The 16,113-nt window shown below is 68.7% G+C and carries 17 protein-coding genes; 8 read left to right on the forward strand and 9 right to left on the reverse strand.

From position 1 onward, the window contains the following. Positions 1–98: 98 nt before the first annotated feature. Positions 99–503: an SDR family oxidoreductase gene (locus tag ACH34W_RS35670; RefSeq protein ID WP_395965566.1), complete on the reverse strand. Its 405-nt coding sequence runs from the start codon at positions 501–503 to the stop codon at positions 99–101. Between the two features lie 295 nt (positions 504–798). On the opposite strand from ACH34W_RS35670, the gene ACH34W_RS35675 reads away from it, so the two are divergent. Beyond that, positions 799–1,206, forward strand: coding sequence for a hypothetical protein (locus ACH34W_RS35675; protein ID WP_395965567.1), 408 nt, complete (start codon positions 799–801; stop codon positions 1,204–1,206). A gap of 312 nt (positions 1,207–1,518) precedes the next feature. Then, entirely contained in the window at positions 1,519–2,256 is a 738-nt protein-coding gene (locus ACH34W_RS35680) for a Clp protease N-terminal domain-containing protein (RefSeq protein WP_395965568.1), read from the forward strand. 196 nt (positions 2,257–2,452) lie between these two features. On the opposite strand, the gene ACH34W_RS35685 is transcribed toward ACH34W_RS35680, so the two are convergent. Then, positions 2,453–2,647, reverse strand: a complete 195-nt coding sequence (locus ACH34W_RS35685) for a DUF397 domain-containing protein (RefSeq protein WP_395965569.1) — start codon at positions 2,645–2,647, stop codon at positions 2,453–2,455. Further along, positions 2,644–3,462: a helix-turn-helix domain-containing protein gene (locus tag ACH34W_RS35690; RefSeq protein ID WP_395965570.1), complete on the reverse strand. Its 819-nt coding sequence runs from the start codon at positions 3,460–3,462 to the stop codon at positions 2,644–2,646. The genes ACH34W_RS35685 and ACH34W_RS35690 overlap by 4 nt, the downstream gene beginning before the upstream one ends. A gap of 101 nt (positions 3,463–3,563) precedes the next feature. Here ACH34W_RS35690 and ACH34W_RS35695 point away from each other — a divergent pair, with 101 nt between their 5' ends. Next, positions 3,564–3,992, forward strand: coding sequence for an ATP-binding protein (locus ACH34W_RS35695; RefSeq protein ID WP_395965571.1), 429 nt, complete (start codon positions 3,564–3,566; stop codon positions 3,990–3,992). Positions 3,993–4,460: 468 nt separating this feature from the next. Here the strand turns inward: ACH34W_RS35695 and ACH34W_RS35700 are convergent, their stop codons facing one another. Continuing rightward, positions 4,461–4,928, reverse strand: a complete 468-nt coding sequence (locus tag ACH34W_RS35700) for a hypothetical protein (RefSeq protein ID WP_395965572.1) — start codon at positions 4,926–4,928, stop codon at positions 4,461–4,463. 297 nt (positions 4,929–5,225) lie between these two features. Here ACH34W_RS35700 and ACH34W_RS35705 point away from each other — a divergent pair, with 297 nt between their 5' ends. From ACH34W_RS35705 to ACH34W_RS35715, 3 genes are all read left to right on the forward strand, one after another. Beyond that, complete coding sequence (locus tag ACH34W_RS35705) at positions 5,226–5,846, forward strand: FadR/GntR family transcriptional regulator (RefSeq protein WP_395965691.1); 621 nt, start codon at positions 5,226–5,228, stop codon at positions 5,844–5,846. Continuing rightward, a complete protein-coding gene (locus tag ACH34W_RS35710) occupies positions 5,843–7,066 on the forward strand; it encodes a CynX/NimT family MFS transporter (protein WP_395965573.1) in 1,224 nt (407 codons plus the stop codon). The genes ACH34W_RS35705 and ACH34W_RS35710 overlap by 4 nt, the downstream gene beginning before the upstream one ends. Positions 7,067–7,170: 104 nt before the next feature. Continuing rightward, a complete protein-coding gene (locus ACH34W_RS35715; RefSeq protein WP_395965574.1) occupies positions 7,171–7,506 on the forward strand; it encodes a hypothetical protein in 336 nt (111 codons plus the stop codon). On the opposite strand, the gene ACH34W_RS35720 is transcribed toward ACH34W_RS35715, so the two are convergent. Further along, positions 7,503–8,486, reverse strand: coding sequence for an asparaginase (locus ACH34W_RS35720; RefSeq protein ID WP_395965575.1), 984 nt, complete (start codon positions 8,484–8,486; stop codon positions 7,503–7,505). The two genes, ACH34W_RS35715 and ACH34W_RS35720, sit on opposite strands and share 4 nt — an antisense overlap. 142 nt (positions 8,487–8,628) lie before the next feature. Beyond that, positions 8,629–9,447, reverse strand: a complete 819-nt coding sequence (locus tag ACH34W_RS35725; protein ID WP_395965576.1) for a 3-keto-5-aminohexanoate cleavage protein — start codon at positions 9,445–9,447, stop codon at positions 8,629–8,631. A 74-nt stretch (positions 9,448–9,521) separates the two neighbouring features. Between ACH34W_RS35725 and ACH34W_RS35730 the strand changes: the two genes are divergently transcribed. Then, positions 9,522–13,142, forward strand: coding sequence for a BTAD domain-containing putative transcriptional regulator (locus tag ACH34W_RS35730; RefSeq protein ID WP_395965577.1), 3,621 nt, complete (start codon positions 9,522–9,524; stop codon positions 13,140–13,142). Here ACH34W_RS35730 and ACH34W_RS35735 read toward each other — a convergent pair whose 3' ends face one another. Next, positions 13,143–13,835 (reverse strand): hemerythrin domain-containing protein, encoded by a 693-nt coding sequence (locus ACH34W_RS35735; RefSeq protein WP_395965578.1) that lies wholly within the window; start codon positions 13,833–13,835, stop codon positions 13,143–13,145. Positions 13,836–13,909: 74 nt separating this feature from the next. On the opposite strand from ACH34W_RS35735, the gene dtd reads away from it, so the two are divergent. Further along, entirely contained in the window at positions 13,910–14,335 is a 426-nt protein-coding gene (gene dtd / locus ACH34W_RS35740) for a D-aminoacyl-tRNA deacylase (RefSeq protein WP_395965579.1), read from the forward strand. A 49-nt stretch (positions 14,336–14,384) separates the two neighbouring features. Here dtd and ACH34W_RS35745 read toward each other — a convergent pair whose 3' ends face one another. Together ACH34W_RS35745 and ACH34W_RS35750 are read right to left on the reverse strand one after the other, a co-directional pair. Further along, positions 14,385–14,882, reverse strand: a complete 498-nt coding sequence (locus ACH34W_RS35745) for a hypothetical protein (RefSeq protein ID WP_395965580.1) — start codon at positions 14,880–14,882, stop codon at positions 14,385–14,387. 142 nt (positions 14,883–15,024) lie between these two features. Further along, the gene (locus ACH34W_RS35750) at positions 15,025–16,107 is read right to left on the reverse strand and encodes a YgfZ/GcvT domain-containing protein (protein ID WP_395965581.1); all 1,083 of its coding nucleotides are present in this window, start codon (positions 16,105–16,107) and stop codon (positions 15,025–15,027) included. Positions 16,108–16,113: the final 6 nt, after the last annotated feature.

Genomic DNA, 16,113 nt, shown 5'->3' on the forward strand with positions numbered 1-16,113 from the left:
TTTGGGTCATTCTGTGGGCCGGTCAGCCTGGTTCGCCTCGCGGAGAGCCGCCCAGGCGTCCGCTACGGGACCGACGTGCGCGAGCTTGTCAGGGTTGTTCACCGTGCGGATGGTCTGGATCTGTCCGTCGAGTACACCGTCCGGACCATGTCCAGGTCGACCGAACTCGGGACCTGATCGTAGGCGTCTTGTGGTGAGACCTGCCCGGAGCCGGTGATGCCGGCGTTGTTGATCAGTACGTCGAGGTGGCCGAAGCGCTCCTCGACCCGCCTCGCGGCCGCCCTGGCGGTGGTCTGGTCGGTGACGTCCAAGGTGACCGTGTGCACGTCGCCGCCGCCCGCCGCGCGCATCGCCGCAGCGGCCTCCTCGCCACGCCGCTGGTCTCTGGCCCCGACCAGGACCGTCATGCCCAGCGCAGCGAGCTGCTCGGCAACCGCACGGCCGATCCCCTTGTTCGCCCCGGTGACCAGCGCGATCTTCTGGTGTGTGGTCTGCTCGCTCATGACCAGCTCCTTGCTACAGGTGGCGTGTTCTTCTCAGAACCTGCTTTCGAACACGAGACGAGACAGCCCCGCCATCCCTGACATGAGGACAGGAAAAAAGGGTTGGGAGCGTGCACCGTGACCACGCTAGCCAGTGCATGTGGGCGTGCTTTGCCGGTGATCTCCGGTGCCGCCAGGGCGGAGATCATCTTTGCCGGAGGATGGGCGATATGAGGGGCATATCCACATTGACCGACCTGTGGGGCGGTGCTGGGCTGGGAAGAGCAACCGCATGTCCAACGGGGGAGGAGCGACGATGGCTCTTGGCGACCAGATCGGTCATAACACCGGACAGATCACGGGAACGCGGGTCCTGCCGGGCGAGCCGGGCGAGCCGAAGGTGGAGGTGTCGTTCGAGGCACGGGGCCACCTGCTCAACGAAGAGATCACCGACATGGGGACCTACGTCTCGCGCAGGCGGCCGGACGGCTCTCTCTACGGTGAAGGGCAGGGCTTCACCGTGACCGCCAGCGGCGAGACCGCCCTCTGGAAGGGCTCGGGGGTCGGCAAGCTCCTGCGCAACGGAGCATCCTCGTGGCGCGGAGCCATCTACTACCAGACCGAGTCCGACAAGCTCTCACGCCTCAATGGCATCGCCTGCGTCTTCGAGTACGAGGCCGACGAGAGCGGCAAGGTCGAGTCCAGAACCTACGAGTGGAAGTAACCGCTCCACACGAGCGCGCAGTGCCCTGGGCCAGAGGGCACTGCGCGTCTGCGAAAAGGCTCGCGACCGCGGCGGTCTCCAGCCGCTCGATGAGCGAGGCCAGCCTCCTCTGGATGGGCAGCCCGCCGCCCGCAGGCCGTGTCGTTTCGTTTCGTAGTAGCTCAGCGATTCTCTCAGCGGGAGTGAGCCATCCGCTGACTCTTTCACTACGGCTAGGCCGACCTTGCCGGCGACCTGTATCCGAGGCACGGAGTGTTCTGCTGTTCGCGGAAGCGGCTGGGCAGGCGCTTTGGGGTGCGTCAGGGTGTCGGTATGGCCGATGTGAGCCCTTACACTCCCGCTGCCCGTCGTGTCCTGGAGTCTGCGTCCGCCCATGCGGCCGCGCTCGGGCACCAGAGCGCTGACACCGGCCACCTGCTGCTCGGGCTCATCGCCGGGCAGGGACAGGGAATGGCCGGTGCGGTGCTGGACGAGATGTCGGTGGAACTGGCCGCCGTGCAACGCGAGGTAGAAGAAACGCTCGGGCTCGGCAAGTCGCTGGGGCAGAAGGATGTTCCGCTATCGGAGGCGGCGTGGCGGGCGGTGGAGTTCGGGCTGCGTGAGAACCCGGTCGCCGGACCACGACGCGTCGGGACCGATCATCTGGTCCTCGGCCTGTTGGCAGAAGGCGGAGTAGCCGCCCGGGTGCTGCGAGCGCACGACGTCACGCCAGAGCGGTTTCGTGCCGCCCGCGACGGCCTGCAATGGGCGTGCTACGGATGCGCTGAGGGGCGTACGGGCGAGGCTCATCCACCGGCGGCCCTGCCCGTGGAACTAGAAACGCTCATCAACCAGTTCCACGCACGACACCAGGCCAGGATCGTCGCGATCGAGTCCGAAGACTACGAGCTGGCGGCCGGGGAGCGGGATCGAGAGAAGGAGACGTTGCCCCACGGTGTGGCGGCAATGGACGAGCAGACGGCCAAGTCCCATCTCGTCAGCGCTCTGGAAGAGGTGATGCGCCTGCGCCAGCGGCTGGACCGCCTGGCCGCAGAACTGGGCCACCACTGATACCTGCTGAAGACGCGCCAGCCCTCCGCCACAAACCCAGGCCCGGCAGCGGTGAGCCTTACACCCAGCTCAGCGGTGTTACCCCTGCGGAAGAGCCGCACCCAGGTGACATCGTTGATCACCAGGCCTCGTGGACACTGAGCAGCTCTGCCACTGAGCGACCGATCCCAACGCAGCGCCGAACCGTCTGGTTCGGCTAAAGGGTCAGGTCGTCCCGCTTCACACGGGCGAGGAGGTCTGCGAAGCCATCCGCCGACAGCGTGAGGTGACCCGCACCGGGAGCCTTGCTATCCCGCAGGCCGACGAGTCCGTTCAGATTCGCGGCCTCGACGCAGTCTTGACCACCCTCATCTCCGCCGCCGCTGTAGCTGGACTTGCGCCAGTTGATCATCCGATCCGCTCCAGTGCCTGTTGCAAGAGGTCTCGTGAGGAGTTCCGAGGAAGGGCACTCGCTCCGATTTGAGCCCAACGTACCCCGAAACGGCGGACTTCTGTGTCCCCCTGGATTAGCCGACCCCCACCTGGAGCCTCAACGAACGCAAGGTCCCCCTTCTCCATGGTTAGTCCGTTGAAGGAGCCGTTGAGTCCCTGGTAGAAGCCAGTGGACTGCGGGATGATCTGTATCGTGACGTTTCGCATATCGCCAGCGTCACGAAGCAGAGTGAGCTGCTCACGCATGATTTCCGGCCCACCGATGGGACGGTGGAGAACGCTCTCATCGAGCAGCACCCAGACGAACGGCGGGTTTTTCCGAGTCAGCACTTCACGCCGTTTCATGCGCTCCTCGATGGTCGCCTCGACGTCTTCGACCATGCGAGCACCTGCTATGAGAGCGCGAGCGTACTCGGGTGTCTGGAAGAGGCCTGGGACGAGCGAGAGTCGGTAGAAGCGGATCTCCAGTGCTTTCGCCTCATACTTCGTGTACTCGGCGAACCAGTCTGGATCGTGTGCGGTGCGCGCATAGCGCACAAGGCGTGCGAAGTGGCCATTGAGGCGGAAGTGATCGTCCAGCCGATCGGCATGGTCTTCGTTCATATTCCAGCCATCCCGGGCATGTTCGATGTTCGACACAGTATGTCGGCTGGCGCTCATGACTTGACCAAGCTGGGCGAGGGAGAGACCTTCGCGCTCCCGCCAGAATCGCAGTTCAGACGCTATCCAGTCCTTGAACGACGTGTCCGGATCCAATGACTCGATGGGGGCCACAGGTCACGCTCCGGTGTTTCGGATGTGTCATCGACACGCGACAAGTTAGCTCTGTCGGGGCATTCTCGTCAGCAGATTCCCGAAGACGCGAAGGTCAGTCAATGATGATCACAAGTTCACCGAACGCCAGCGAAGATCCGTTCATATTCACCGTGGTATTGAAGCCGGTGAATACTGCGATCAAGGAAGCTCGCGACATCGCGGCGTTTGCGTGGTCGTACTGGAATCTTGGCGACGACTACATCATGCGGCTGGTCGTCTCCGAATTGATCACCAATGCCGTCAAGGTGTCGAGAGATGATCAGCTCATCGTCCTCCGCTGCTATCTCGGTGCCGGCGGGTCTCCGGTCATCGAAGTGTGGGATCAGTCTCCGGAGCCGGTCGTCATGAAGAACGCTGATCTGACCTCAACGGATGGGCGCGGGATCTTCCTGGTGGACCAGCTTGTCGACGGCTGGACGGTCGAAAGCCTGGCTGAGGGCGGAAAGCTGATCCGGGTCGTGCTGAGGACGGAGGCCGTGGCGAACTGACGGGCGATGGACGTCCGTTCCGGCCCACCGTTGGCGGCCTCTGCTGGAGCATCTGGGCGACGAGTTCGCCGCGGTCGGGATCCTCACCGATACAGCCTGGCGTGAACACAGCCGTGCATCGTCACGCGTTCGTCCCCTGATGGCTTCGCCGACTTCCTTACCCGTGTGAAGCGGGATGAATTGAAGGTCTAGCCGAACCCAGCGTGAATCAGTCGTTCAGTGGCAGGAACGTGCTGGGTGATGTCGCTGCCGGTGGGAGCAGTGCAGGCGGCAGGCGAGGTGAGATCTGAATGGCTGACCGAGTGACCCCCCGCAGTATGTCGCGCCCGGCTCCATCGACAACCCGGCGATTCAGCGAGCCCTCGTTCGTCCTGGAGTAGGGGTGCGGCTGGCCGGACGAAGGTGCCGGGGGCGGGGGAGGCCGGACGGGCGGGGTCGGCCGGCCTCCCGGGAACGTTGCAGGGGAGGTCAGAGCTTGATGGTCACGGTTCCCTGGTGCACGCCCGACTTGACGACCTTGCCGTAGACCTTCGTGCCCTTCTTGTAGGTCAGGTTGACCTTGGGCCACTGGGCAGCGCAGAGGCCGTACTGGCACCTGACCGTCATCTTTTTGGCCTTCTTGCCGCCGCCGTAGTAGGTCATCTGCAGGACGGTTCCTTCTGAGGCGCCCAACAGCTGGATGGTCGCCTTATTTACCTTGACGTACTTCTTTCCCTTCTTGTTGATTGCGGTCGTCTTGAGGTTCATGCAGACGTTCGTTCCCTTTTTGCACGCCTTCGGGCTGCCCAGGGCGCTGGCCGGCCCGGACTGGGCCGTCTGCGAACGCTCGTCCTGCGGTTGCGCAACGCCCGCCGAAGCGGGCACGGCGGATGCGAAGGCGAACGCCCCGGTCGCCAGCGCGGCGGTCGAAACCGCTGCCGCAATTCTCTTGCCCATGTGGACGGTCCCTTCGATGGAAGTTGTCCCCGATGATCTTGACTGGCCCGACTGTGGCGAGACGATAGGTTCGATTCAGGGACAAAAGAAGAGGTGAGACGCAAGATAGTTCTGGGGGGCTAATGCGATTAGTTCTTGAGCATCTTGCATCCATGCCGGAACCGACCCCAAGGCGGGGCTTGATCTTGACGCGTAGGATGTCTGACATCTTATGTTTCGGGAGGTTCTGCGGTGGCGTTGAGTCCTGTGCCTGGCCGGTCGGCTGTCGAGGCGGTGCTTGAGCAGCTTCAGGGTGAGGTGACGGCGGGGGCTTGGCGAGTTGGCGACCGGATTCCTGGGGAGTTCGAGCTTGCTTCGCAGCTCGGGGTGAGCCGGCCTGCGGTGCGGGAGGCGATTCGGGCTTTGTCGCATGTCGGCGTGCTTGAGGTGCGGCGGGGCGATGGGACTTACGTGCGGAGTGGGGCTGATCCTCGTCCCTTGCTACGGAAAGTTGAACGGGCCAGTTTGCGGGACGTCTTCGAGGTTCAGTTGGCGTATGACGTGCAGGCGGCTCGGCTTGCCGCGCGGCGCCGGACGGATGCGGATCTCGTTCGGCTTGACGAGTTCCTGGCTGCACGGGCGGCTGCGACTGGTGCGGAGGAGTTCGGGGCTGCGGACGCGCGATTTCACTTGGGGGTTGTGGAGGCCACCGGAAATCCTGTGCTGATCGAGGCCTGTCGGTTCTTTATGCGGCGGCTTGGTGAGGCCTTGAGCACGCTGCGGCTCGATCAAGCGGTCCCGGAGGCCAGTCAGGAGGCCCATCAGGCCGTGGTCGACGCCATCGCCCTCCAGGACGCCGAGGCTGCGGGGCGGGCGGCTGCGGCGATCGTCGAGCCCAGCCTGGCCGCGCTGGAGGCGCTGGTCGAGGGTCCGCGGTGAGCCGGCGGGCGCTCATCGGGCAGCTGGTCTTGATCGTCCTGGTCGCGGTCAATCTGCGGCCCGCCATCGTGGCGGTCGGGCCGGTGCTGACCGAGATCAGCGACGAGTTCCGGCTGTCGGGTACGGCTGCGGGGGCGTTGACCACGCTGCCGCTGGTGTTCTTCGGCGCGTACGGGTTGCTGGCGGCGTTCCTGCGACGGGCACCGCGGAACGAGTCGTTGCTGATCGCGGCCATGGTCCTGCTGATGGCCGGACTGGTACTGCGGCTGGCGGGTGCTCCGGTCGCGTTGTTCGCCGGATCGCTGGTGGCCGGGATCGCGATCAGCATTGGCAACATCGTGATGCCCGCGATCATCAAGCGCGACCATCCGGACTCGATCACCACGGTGACGGCCGTTTATACGGTGGCGCTCACCGGCGGTGCCGCTGTGTCGCAGGGGTTGGTGGTGCCTGTCGAGCATGCCCTGGACAGTTCGTGGCGGGTGCCGCTGGGTTTGCTGGTGATTCCTGCGGGCCTTGCGGCGGTGGTCTGGTTGCCTAGGGCCCGACGTGCGGCAGATGCGCCTTCTGTTGGATCTTCCTCGCGTGCGCTGGCCGCGCATGTCTGGCGTTCCCCGTTGGCGTGGCAGGTGACCGTCTTCATGGGGGTCCAGTCCCTGCTGGCGTACGTGGTGGTCGGCTGGCTACCGACGATCTGCCAGGACCGGGGCATGGCCGAGGCGTCGGCTGGGTACGTGCTGGCGCTGTCGAGCCTGATGCAGGCCGTGGGGTCGCTCTGCGTGCCGTTGCTCGAACGGAGGATGCGCGATCAGCGGCCCCTCGTCGGCGCCTTGGTGGTGGCGAGCCTGATCGGGTTCACCGGGATCGCATGGGCTCCGATCGGGTCGGTGTGGCTGTTCTCCGCCGTGCTGGGCCTCGGGCAGGGCCTCGGGTTCGCGACGGCGCTCTCGTTCATCGGCCTGCGGGCGCAGGACGCCCGGGTGGCCGCGCAGCTCTCCGGGATGGCCCAGGGCGTCGGCTATATGATCGCGGCGATGGGTCCGCTGGCCATCGGCGCGCTGCATGATGCGACGCATGGTTGGACCGTTCCCATCGTCGTGACGCTCGTGGTCGTCGCCGGGCTCACGATCCCCGGCCTGGCCGCGGGCCGCAACCGTGCCGTCACGGTGCCGGTCGAGCCCACGCCAACGGCAAAGAGAGCACCTTCCAGGTCAAAATGACCTTAAATAGTGCCGTTATCTGCGGCCACAATGATCCACCCGTCCGACCCTTCTGTACCTTTAAGGGACCATCTGACGAACAACCGGCACAGGGAGTTGGTCGCATGGGATCAGAGATCGCGGTGGCGACCGGTAACAGGCTCGGCGATGGACTCGGGCTGTGGCTCGGGCCGCCCGTCCTCGCGTTGGCACTGATCACCTTCGCGTACTTCATCGCGTTCGGTCTCAAGAAGACCAACGCCGCATGGCGGGCAAGGCGGCGGGGCGAGCCGTTCGAGACGTTCAACGTGCCGGAACAGGGCCCGCGGAGTCTTGAGGTAGGGCACGAGGTCGGTGGCGGCTTCTACCACTACTCGCCGGGAATCTACTCGCACAGCTACTCACCTGAAGAGGCCGCGGCTCACGAGTCTGAGCAGAAAACGGAACTGCTGCCCTCCTAGAGGCCACCGCCGAAGAGACCCTCGGCCGGGCGGATGGCGCCGACGGTCCCATCGCCGCCGTGCAGCCGGACCGTCGCCAGGTCCTCCAGCACCGCGGCGTCCACCTCCGGCGCGGTGTCGATGCCGAGCGCCCGCAGGAGAGCGACCGTCACGGGCGTCCGGGCCCGCATTGAGCCGTCGTCGACCTTCACGGCGCCAGCACGCCCGTCCGCGTACGCGAACGCGTCCACGCCCTCCGCACCGCACTTGACCACCAGCCCCGGGACGGCGTCCATCAGCAGCCGCTCCTCTCGGCGCGTCCCGGACGTCCACGCCGGATGCTCGCGCATCGCGTCCGCCACCTGGCGTTCCGGCGTCCCGGGCTCTGCCAGCACGAGGGAACGGAACGCTGTGGCCACCCCGATCACCGAGATCGCGAAGAGCGGCGCGCCGCACCCATCTACGCCGACCGCCACGGGCTTCTCGCCGGAAAGCTCCTCCACGACGCCCCACACGGCCTGCTGGAGGGGGTGCTCAGGCGCCAGATAGGACTCGGTCGGCCAGCCGGCCACCACACAGGCGGCGAGCATCCCGGCGTGCTTGCCCGAGCAGTTCATCCGCAGCCGCGACCGGTCACCGCCGCCCCGGGCCACCTCCAGTCCGACCTCTGGTTCGAGCGGCCACTGCGCCGGGCATTGCAGAAGGTCTGCGGACAGTCCCGCCCCGGCGAGGATCTTCTCCGCGCCCTGAACGTGGAAGTCCTCCCCGGAGTGGCTGCCCGCAGCCAGGGCGAGCAGCTCACCCTCCAGGTCGAGGCCGGACCGGAGCATCGCGACCGCCTGCATCGGCTTGTTGGCCGAACGCGGGAAGATCGGACGTTCGGGCGTGCCCGTGCGAACGGTCACCGAGCCCCCGGCATCGAGCCCGATCGCGGACCCACGGTGCCACGACTCCACGAAACCGGAGCGCTCCACCTCAACCAAAACCGGATTGAACTGCATGTTCACCTCTAAAAAGCCCGGACGTTCCTTACCAGGATATTGCCAGCAAATACCCAGGTCGGGATACTCCCCGAACGGAGGTTCAGGCGGTGGATCAGGCAGAGGTTCAGGCGGTGATCGTGGCGGTGGATCAGGCAGAGGTTCAGCGGGGTCTTACGCCTAGGAACTCTCGGGCCTCGGCAGTGTCCATTGGGGGGCGCTGAGCGAAGCGGGCGATGGCCGCCGCCCGTTCGACGAGTTGGGCGTTCGAGGCCACCGCTTCTCCTCTCGCGTAGGTCAGCGTGTCCTCCATGCCGACCCGCAGGTGGCCGCCCGCCGACAGCGCCGCGTACATCACGGGCAGCGACGTCCGGCCCACTCCGGTCGCCGACCAGGTGGCGCCTTCGGGCAGCGCGTCTACCGCCGCCACCAGCGTGCGCGTGTCGCCTGGCATGCCGCCGGGTACGCCCATCACCAGATCGCAGTGGACGTGTCCGCCGTACGGCGGGCCGTGTTTGTCCAGCAGCCGGTGCAGCGCGGCGACCTGGCCGAGATCGAAGAGCTCGAACTCCGGAACGATCTCCAGCTCCTGGGTCCGCCGGTAGAGCTCCACCATGAACGGCCACGGGTTCATGAAGACGTCGTCGCCGAAGTTGACCGTGCCACAGGTCAGCGAGCACCCGTCAGGGCCCGCCTCCAGCACCCGCAGGCGATCCTCGTACGGATCGGTGACCGCCCCGCCGGTCGACAGCTGGACGATCAGGCCCGTCGCCTCCCGCAACGCCTGGACCGTGTCGCGCAGCCGCACGAGGTCGAGCGTGGGCCGTGCCGCGTCGTCGCGGATATGGACATGGATGACCGCGGCTCCCGCGGCCTCGCAGTTCTTCGCGGTCTGCACCAGCTCGTCGAGCGTCACCGGCAGAGCCGGGACCTCGGCCTTCGCCGATTCGGCGCCGGTCGGCGCCACCGTGATGAGCGTCATTGCTCCCATGCTCGAATGATCTGTCCTGCGAAGGCCCTCCCGCAAGTGAGGCGCACGGGACATCATGGGCGGCGATGAGGTTTCAGGTGCTGGGCCCGCTGGCCGCGAAGGACCCCGACCGGGGTGCCGTCGAGCTGGGTCCGCGCCGCCAGCGGTTGGTCCTCGCCCGCCTCCTGGTCGCGGGCGGCGGGGTCGTCCCGGCGGAACGCATCATCGAGGAGCTGTGGCCCGACGACCAGCCGGTCCGCGCGCTCGGCACCCTCCAGTCGTACGTGTCGCACCTGCGCCGCGCGCTGGAGCCGGACCGGCCGCCGCGGGCCCCGGCGACCCTGCTGGTGAGCGCGCCGCCCGGGTACGCGTTGCGCGCCGAGGTCGTCGACGCGCGGCTCTTCGAGGAGGAGGTGCGCGCCGCCGACCAGAGCCCGGACCCGGACGAGGCGCTGCACATGCTGGAACAGGCGCTGGGCCGTTGGCTCGGGCCCGCGTACGCCGACGTCGGCGATCAGGAATGGGCGCGGCCGGAGGTCCTGCGGCTGAACGAGCTGCGCGCGCACGCGGTCGAACGGCGCGCCGCCCGCCTCCTCGAAACGGGCCAGCCCGCCGTCGCCGCCGGGGACCTGGAGGCCTTCCTGGCGGCCGAGCCACTGCGTGAGGAATCCTGGCGGCTGCTGGCGATCGCGCTCTACCGCATGGGCCGTCAGGGCGAGGCCCTCGGCGCGCTGCGGCGGGCTCGCACGATGCTCGCCGACGAGCTGGGCGTCGATCCCGGACCGGGCCTGCGGGACGTGGAGACGGCGATCCTCGCGCAGGACCCGGTGCTGGACGCCGTCCCGCAGATGAAGCCGCTGGAGATCGTCGAGCCCCCGCAACGAACGGCGGCCGCCCCGCCCACGACCGTCCCGTCTCCAGGGAACGTGCCCGAGACGGGTCTCTTCGGCCGCGCGAACGATCTGGAACAGCTGACCAGGACCGCCCAGGCCGCCGCGGCGGGCCGGCGCCTGCGCACGGCGCTCGTCCACGGCGAACCCGGCATCGGCAAGACCGCCCTGCTCGAAGTCCTCGCGGTCGGCCTGGCCACGGCCGGCTGGCGGGTGGCATGGGGTCGCTGCCCAGAGGCGGGCGGGGCCCCGCCGCTGTGGCCCTGGCACCAGGTCATCACGACCCTCGTCGGAGAGCCGCCGAACGCCGCTGACCGGTTCCAGACGTCACGGGTGGTCATTGACCGGTTCGCCCGCACCGCCGACAGCAGGCCGGTGGCCGTCCTGCTCGACGACCTGCACATCGCGGACGAGGGCACGCTGGCCGTTCTGCGGGACGTGCTGGGCGGCCCGCCGCCCGCCATGCCCGTGCTGATCGTGGGCACCTACCGGTCGGCCGAGGTGAGCGGCCCCCTCGCCGACACGCTCGCGGTGTTCTCCCGCCAGGGGGCACTCCGGTTGCCACTCGGGCCGCTGCCCGACACCGACGCGGCCGCTCTCGTGCGGGCGGTCCAGGCCGAAGAAGGCACCGCCGACCGGGTCGATCCAGGGGCGGTCGCGAGCATCGTCGAACGCGCCGGCGGCAACCCCTTCTACCTGCGCGAACTCGCTCGTCTCCCGGTCGGCGCACCGGAGGACGCCGCGTTCATCCCGCCACCGGCGCCCCCGGCACCGGCGCCCCCGCCACCAACCGCCTCCGAGGGCACGACCGACCCGGACGCCGCAGAAGTACCGGCCGGGATCGCCGAAGTGATCAGGCTGCGCATCGCCCGGCTGCCCGCGCTCACCCGCAACGTCCTGCGCGTGGTGGCCGTGATCGGGCGCGAGGCGGACGTCCGGCTGGTCGTGGCGGCGCAGCGGCAGGACCCGGACGACGTCTACGACGCGTTGGAAGCGGCGGTCGTCGGCGGCCTGCTGGAGGAGCCGGCCGCGGGACGGGTGCGCTTCGCGCACGTGCTGGTGCGCGACACGGTGTACGGGGATCTGCTGCGGCTGCGGCGGGCCCGCCTGCACGCGGACGTGGGCGCCGCAGCCGAACGGATCTTCCCCGGCGCGCTGGCCGAGCTGGCTCACCACTTCTCCGAGGCGGCGGTGCTCGGTGAGTCCGACAAGGCCGTGCGCTACTGCCGGGCCGCCGCCGAGGCCGCGGAGCGCGCCTTCGCCTACGCCTCGGCGCTGGAGCTGTGGGAACGAGCCCTGGCCGCGTTCGACCGGGACGGCATGTCGGGCGACCCGCGGACGCGCACCGAGCTGCTCATCGGCCGGGCCCGCGCGGCGCAGCTCGCCGGACGTCCGCGCTGGGCCCACGATCTGCGCGGCGAGGCGATCCATGCCGCCGAGGCGATCGGCGACCCGGAGCTCACCGCCCGCGCGATCGTCGCGATCGACACCCCGACGCTCTGGTACAGCCGGCCGCGCGGGCAGATCGACATCGACCTGATCAAGCTGATCCGGCGCACGCTGCCGGCGGTGCCGGACGCGCTCAAGGCCGGGCTGCGGACGACGTACGCGCTGGAAGCAGGCCTCCACCATGATCCGGACGGGGCGGTCGAGGCAGCCACCGCCGCGGTCGAGTGGGCCCGTGAGGCGGGCGAGACGGCGGTGCTCGCCGGCGCGCTCAACGCCCTCTACTTCACCGAACGCCGGCCGGGACGGTACGCGGAGGTCACGCGGGTGGCCCTGGAGCTCGAACGGCTCGGCCGGGACGAGCGAATGCCCGGGGTCGAGGCGCTGGGGCTACTGGCCCGCTGCGTCGAACTGGGCGCGAACGGCGAACTCGACAAGATCGCCTCCCTCACCTCTGCCGTCGCCGAGCTGGCCGACCGGTACGAGCTGCCGGTGTTCCGGATGCAGGTCCACTTGGCAGAAGCGGCCCGCGAGCTCGTCCAGGGCGATCTGGACACGGCCGCGCAGTCCTTCGCCGCAGTCGCCGAAACCGCCGCGAGCCGGGAGATGTGGGACGTCACGGGTGCCGGGGTGATCGGACGGCTCTGCGCACGGCAGGCGGCCGACGAGATCGCCTCCGCCGAGCAGGACGCGCGGCTGATCGCCTCGTTCGACGCCGTGGTGGGCACGCCGATGCACGCCTGCACGATCGCGGCGCGCGGCGACGCCGAGGCGGCGCTCACGCTGCTGAGGAAGGCCTCCGAGCCGCCCCGGGACCAGCTGTGGCTGCTGCTGGAGGGTTTCCGCGCCGACGCTCTGACACTGGCCGCCACGACTCTCGGCAACGCGCCGAATCCGAGCACCGGATCGGCTCCCGGCACCGGATCGGCCCGCAGCACTGGGTCGGCTCCCAGCACCGGATCGGCTCGCAGCACTGGGTCGGCTTCCGGTACTGGATCGGCTCCCGGCGACGCTCCCGGCACAGCGTCGGCTCCCAGCGGCGCTACCGCGCCCGGCACCGCGCCCGACTCGGCGCCTGACGCGGTGGGACACAGCGGCCCGGCCAGCCCCCGCGAACTGGCCGGGCCGCTGTACGAGCGGCTGCTCCCCTATGAGCCGTTCGTCTGTGGCGGCGAGACGATGGGCTTGCACATCGGCCCCGTGGCGGCGCGGCTGGCCCGGCTGGCCGGGCTCCTCGGCCTCCCCAAGGCCGTGGCCGCCGGCCATTGGGAGGCCGCGCTCGCCCTGGGCCGCCGCGCCCGTGCCCCGCGCTGGCAACGCGAGGCGGAAACGGCCCTCGAACGTCTGAACACCGAGGATCCCGAACGGTGATCAACTGAAGAGCGTCCCGTGCAGACGCTCGTACCTCCTCCTGAAGAGCCGCAACGCCAGCCGGAACGTGACCGGGGTCTTGGTCATGGCCACCGTGTCGTCCGCCGGGATCACCGCCGCCCACCAGGAGGCGATGAACCACAGGCGCCGCTTGGGATAGGCCCTGGTGACGGCACGTTCCCAGCGGTCGAAATCCTCCACGGACACGTACCGGGAGATGGCCGGGAAGATGTCCCGTTCCTCCTCTGTGATGTGCTCGTCGAGGAGGTCGCGCAGCCGCGCGGACTCGACCGCCAGTGCCTTGCGGGCCAGCTCGTTGGACGGCGCAGCCCGCAGGCCCGCGGTCGCGGTGCAGAGCGCGGCGAGGATCGGGTCCAGCTGGTCGTGGTCGACGCTCAGCGGCTCGATGTCCACCGCGCCCAGCGCCGACGCTCGCACGACCGGGAAACCGATCTCGTCCTCGTACCGGTGATGGTGCCGGATGTCGGACACGAACAGCTCGACGAACCTGTCCAGCGCCTTGGCACGACGCTCGGTCAGGACCGTCTCCCCGGCGCGCAACTGCCCGGCGAGATCAGCGAGCTCGTGGGCGCCGCGCTGGATCGCCCGGTGGGCGATCGTGTAGAGCCGCAGATCCACCTGCGGATCGGACGGCCGGCGAGGCCGCACCGTCAGCACCCTGTCCTCTCGCATGGACCCAAGCTTGGACCCGCCCACTTGGAGGCCACTTTCAGAACTCTTGAACGCACCCGGCAGAATCAGGAGACATGCGCGCTGTAGTGCAGAGAGTGAGTCAGGCGGACGTGACCGTGGACGGCCGCGTCGTGGGGGCGATCGAGGGACCGGGCCTCATGGTCCTGGTCGGGGTGACGCACGACGACACCCCGGACAAGGCACGCAGGCTGGCCGCGAAGTTGTGGGGGCTGCGCATCCTGGAGAACGAACGTTCCGCCTCGGACCTGAACGCCCCGCTGCTGGTGATCAGCCAGTTCACGCTGTACGGGGACACCCGCAAGGGCAGGCGTCCGGGCTGGAGCGACGCCGCGCCCGGCCCGGTGGCCGAGCCGCTGGTGGAGGCGGTGGTGAACGAGCTGCGCGCGCTCGGCGCCAAGGTCGAGACCGGGATCTTCGGCGCCGACATGAAGGTCGGTCTGGTCAATGACGGCCCGATCACCCTGATCCTCGAAATCTGATCCACGAAATCTGATCGTCGAACGCTGAACCCAACCCGGCCGCCGCCGTTCAGAAGCCGTAGACCATCCCGACGATCGTCACGGCGGTGCCGAGCGCGGCCAGGATGATCAACCCGCGGTCGGTCTGTGCGAGACGGCCCCGGACCTCCGACGAGACGACCAGGACCCCTGTCTCCCGCTCGGCATTGGGGGCGGGGCGCTTGCGGAACGGGTTCCGGAGTCCGGCCAGGCGCCACACCGCGTCGTTCTTCACGGACTGATGGGCGGCCCCGCACGCGAACAACCGCCCGCGGGCGGGCTCCCGGCAGGAGTACCCCTGCCGCGTCATGACCCGGCAGATCGTCGGCACGAGCAGGAACTGGTAGAGGCACCACAACAGCAGCCCGATGAGCGCCAGCCGCCACGACCGGAACCACCAGGCGGCCAGGAGCAGCACCGCGAACCCGCCCCACCAGACCAGTGCCGACTCGCGACGGCGCCTGCGACGCAGACCTCGCGCACCCTTCTTCGCGGTCGGCGGTTCCTCGTTCCCCCGGTTCGCCACCATCGGCAGGGCCCCACCCAATCTTGACCGGCTGACCAAGCCCGATCCACCGCTTGGCCCCTGTGATGTGAGACAGGGCGGCGACCGATCGGGGCATCATCCATGACAGACGATTTCCCCGTACGGTAGGCGGTTTACGCCCGGTTTACGGCCGATTTGCAGCTGTCCTGCGCAACTCGATTTTCGCGTTGGCGCCGGTGTCCGGGGAGACCACGACCTCCTGGCTCGCGGCCACCCCACCGGCCAGCAGCTCGGCGTCCACCGGGACGTTCCGCTTGACCAGCGCGAGCGCGATCGGGCCCAGCTCGTGGTGGCGCGCCGCCGACCCCACGAAGCCGACCGTACGGCCCCCCGGAATCTCCACCGGGTCGCCGTGTGCCGGAAGTGTGTCCACGCTGCCGTCCAGGTGGAGGAAGACGAGCCGGCGCGGTGGCCGCCCCAGGTTGTGCACCCGGGCAACGGTCTCCTGGCCCCGGTAGCAACCCTTGCTGAGGTGAACGGCCGAGTCGATCCAGCCCATCTCGTGCGGGATCGCCTTGTGGTCGGTGTCCAGGCCCATGCGCGGCTTGTGGGCTGCGATGCGGATCGCCTCGTACGCCCACATCCCGGCGGGTCGCAGATCACCGTCGGCGAGCGCCGCCAGCGACAGCCCGGCAAGATCCGGAGAGGCCCCTCCGGCATCAGCATCGGCGTCAACGTCAGCGCGGGCGTGAGCGTCATCAACGGCATCGGCGTCGCGTGCCACGATGCGCGTCTCGGTGCCGGAGGCGTCCGGCCAGACCAGCGTCCCGCCCAGACCGGCAGGCCCGGTGACGACGGCGTACCGCTCGCTCACGTCCGTCACCTCGACCCGCATCATGAAGCGCATCTTGTCGAGGAACTCCACCAGGGACGGCGCCGCGCCCGGCTCGACGTGCACCCAGACGGCCTCGCCGTCGTCGATCATGGGCAGGTGGTGCTCGATGTGCCCGTTCGGGCTGAGCAGCAGCGCCTCGGTCGGCTCACCGGGCCGGAGGCCCTCCAGATGCTGGCTCAGCAGGCTGTGCAGCCAGCGGAGCCGGTCAGCACCCTCGACACGGACGACACCGCGGTTGCTCCGGTCGACGAAGGCCTTGCCCGCCTCAAGGGCGCGCTGTTCGTGCGCGGGCTCGCCGTAGTGCGAGGCGACCTCCTGGTCGGGCGAATCGGCGGCGACGGCTCCGGGCAGCTTCAGCAGCGGGCTTTCCATGAGCTC

Source organism: Actinomadura sp. 6N118 (assembly GCF_044326415.1).
Lineage (GTDB): Bacteria > Actinomycetota > Actinomycetes > Streptosporangiales > Streptosporangiaceae > Spirillospora.